Source organism: Umezakia ovalisporum Ak1311, from assembly GCF_029891685.1.
GTDB lineage: Bacteria > Cyanobacteriota > Cyanobacteriia > Cyanobacteriales > Nostocaceae > Umezakia > Umezakia ovalisporum.
Genome location: NZ_JANQDJ010000036.1, coordinates 1 through 3,004, shown reverse-complemented (window position 1 = coordinate 3,004; position 3,004 = coordinate 1). Strand labels below are relative to the sequence as shown.

General features: G+C 51.8%; 1 rRNA gene. It reads right to left on the bottom strand.

Annotated features, from left to right (window positions below):
• Positions 1-92 precede the first annotated feature (92 nt).
• Positions 93-2,918, bottom strand: a 23S ribosomal RNA gene (locus NWP25_RS05365).
• Positions 2,919-3,004: the final 86 nt, after the last annotated feature.

Sequence of the window (3,004 nt, the reverse complement as noted above, 5' to 3'; positions counted from 1 at the left end):
GGTATCAGTGTGGTTCCACCGTGCCATAGACACCAGGAAAGATTGTAGAGTCAGAGACCCTGAAGACTGCAAGTAACGCGAAAATGTAATGAGAGGTCAAGCCCTCGGTCTGTTAGTACACCTCAGCTGCATACATTACTGTACTTCCACTTAGTGCCTATAAACGGGTGTTCTGCCCGTGACCTTACCTACTTAAGTAGTGAGAGCACTCATCTTGAGGTGGGCTTCCCACTTAGATGCTTTCAGCGGTTATCCGCTCCGCACTTGGCTACCCAGCGTCTACTCCTGGTGGAATAACTGGTACACCAGCGGTGCGTCCTTCCCGGTCCTCTCGTACTAAGGAAGGCTCCTCTCAATGCTCTTACGCCTGCACCGGATATGGACCGAACTGTCTCACGACGTTCTGAACCCAGCTCACGTACCGCTTTAATGGGCGAACAGCCCAACCCTTGGGACGTACTTCCGCCCCAGGTTGCGATGAGCCGACATCGAGGTGCCAAACCTCCCCGTCGATGTGGACTCTTGGGGGAGATCAGCCTGTTATCCCTAGAGTAACTTTTATCCGTTGAGCGACGGCCATTCCATTCTGCGCCGTCGGATCACTAAGGCCGACTTTCGTCCCTGCTCGAGTTGTCTCTCTTGCAGTCAAGCTCTCTTCTTGCCTTTACACTCGCCGCACGGTTTCCAAGCGTGCTGAGAGAACCTTTGCGCGCCTCCGTTACCTTTTAGGAGGCGACCGCCCCAGTCAAACTGCCCACCTGAAACTGTTCCCACACCCGATGAGGGTGCTAGGTTAGAATTCTAGCTTCGCCAGAGTGGTATCTCACCGTCAGCTCCATATCCCCCACAAGGGATACTTCTACGCTTCCCACCTATCCTGCGCAGGCCAAGCCCGAACACAATTCCAGGCTACAGTAAAGCTTCATAGGGTCTTTCTGTCCAGGTGCAGGCAGTCCGTATCTTCACAGACATTCCTATTTCGCCGAGTCTCTCTCTGAGACACCATCCAGATCGTTACGCCTTTCGTGCGGGTCGGAACTTACCCGACAAGGAATTTCGCTACCTTAGGACCGTTATAGTTACGGCCGCCGTTCACCGGGGCTTCGGTGGTCAGCTTCAGGGCGAACCCCTAACCAACTTCCTTAACCTTCCGGCACTGGGCAGGCGTCAGCCCCCATACGTCCTCTTTCGAGTTAGCGGAGACCTGTGTTTTTGGTAAACAGTCGCCTGGATCTCTTCACTGCGACCCACCATACGGTGGGCACCCCTTCTTCCGAAGTTACGGGGCCATTTTGCCGAGTTCCTTAGAGAGAGTTATCTCGCGCCCCTTGGTATTCTCAACCTCCCTACCTGTGTCGGTTTCGGGTACGGGTATGATGCTTTCATCACATGAACAGCTTTTCTTGGCACTATCCTTCACCATGCGACGGTCGTAACCGTCTCCCAAACCAATTAGGGTATGGCTATCTTTTATGCGTCCCTCTTCATGCTCCCACATCTTAGTCAGGGATTATTCACCCTGTGTCCATCGACTACGCCTTTCGACCTCGCCTTAGGTCCCGACTAACCCTCCGCGGACGAACCTGCCGGAGGAACCCTTAGGGTTTCGGGGCATTGGATTCTCACCAATGTTTGCGCTACTCAAGCCGACATTCTCACTTCCGTCTCGTCCACAGCTGCTTGCCGCTACTGCTTCTACCTATCACGGAACGCTCCCCTACCGATTAATTTCTTAATCCCACAGCTTCGGTACATCACTTAGCCCCGTTCATTTTCGGCGCAGGAGCGCTTGACTAGTGAGCTATTACGCACTCTTTCAAGGGTGGCTGCTTCTAGGCAAACCTCCTAGTTGTCTGTGCACTCCCACCTCCTTTATCACTTAGTGATGATTTGGGGACCTTAGCTGGTGGTCTGGGCTGTTTCCCTCTTGACAATGAAGCTTATCCCCCACTGTCTCACTGGCAATGTGTTCTCTGGGTATTCTGAGTTTGTCTCGATTTGGTACCGGTCTCCCAGCCCGCACCGAAACAGTGCTTTACCCCCCAGGTATATTCATTACCGCTGCGCCTCAACACATTTCGGGGAGAACCAGCTAGCTCCTGGTTCGATTGGCATTTCACCCCTAACCACAACTCATCCGCTGATTTTTCAACATCAGTCGGTTCGGACCTCCACTTGGTGTTACCCAAGCTTCATCCTGGCCATGGTTAGATCACCAGGGTTCGGGTCTATAAACACTGATTTTTCGCCCTTTTCAGACTCGGTTTCCCTTTGGCTCCAGCATTCTCGCCTTAACCTACCAGTGCCTATAAGTCGCCGGCTCATTCTTCAACAGGCACGCGGTCATCCGTTGAATCGGACTCCCACTGCTTGTAAGCTCACGGTTTCATGTTCTTTTTCACTCCCCTTCCGGGGTTCTTTTCACCTTTCCCTCGCGGTACTTGTTCTCTATCGGTCACACAGTAGTATTTAGCCTTACGAGATGGTCCTCGCTGATTCACATGGGATTTCACGTGCCCCATGCTACTCGGGATTCAGCTTCTATCCTTTAGTTTTCGACTACAGGACTTTCACCTTCTCTGGTGCAGTATTTCGCTGCTTCGTCTAACCTCTAGATTCGATTTTGCTGTCCCACTACCCCAAAAGATTAATCCTTTGGTTTAGGCTTTTCCCCTTTCGCTCACCACTACTTAGGGAATCTCTTTTGATTTCTTTTCCTCCAGCTACTAAGATGTTTCAGTTCGCTGGGTTGGCTCTTTCCTGCCTATATATTCAGCAGGTAGTTCTTGGGGTTGCCCCATTCGGAAATCTCCGGCTCATAGTTTGCTTCCAACTCCCCGGAGCATATCGTCGGTAACCACGTCCTTCTTCGCCTCTGTGTGCCTAGGTATCCACCGTCAGCCCTTATTAGCTTGACCACTTTTACATCGCATACACTTTCATTTTCATGTCTGTGTCTGCCTGCTTTTTTCGCGTTACTATGCAGTTTTCAAGGTTCTGGCTG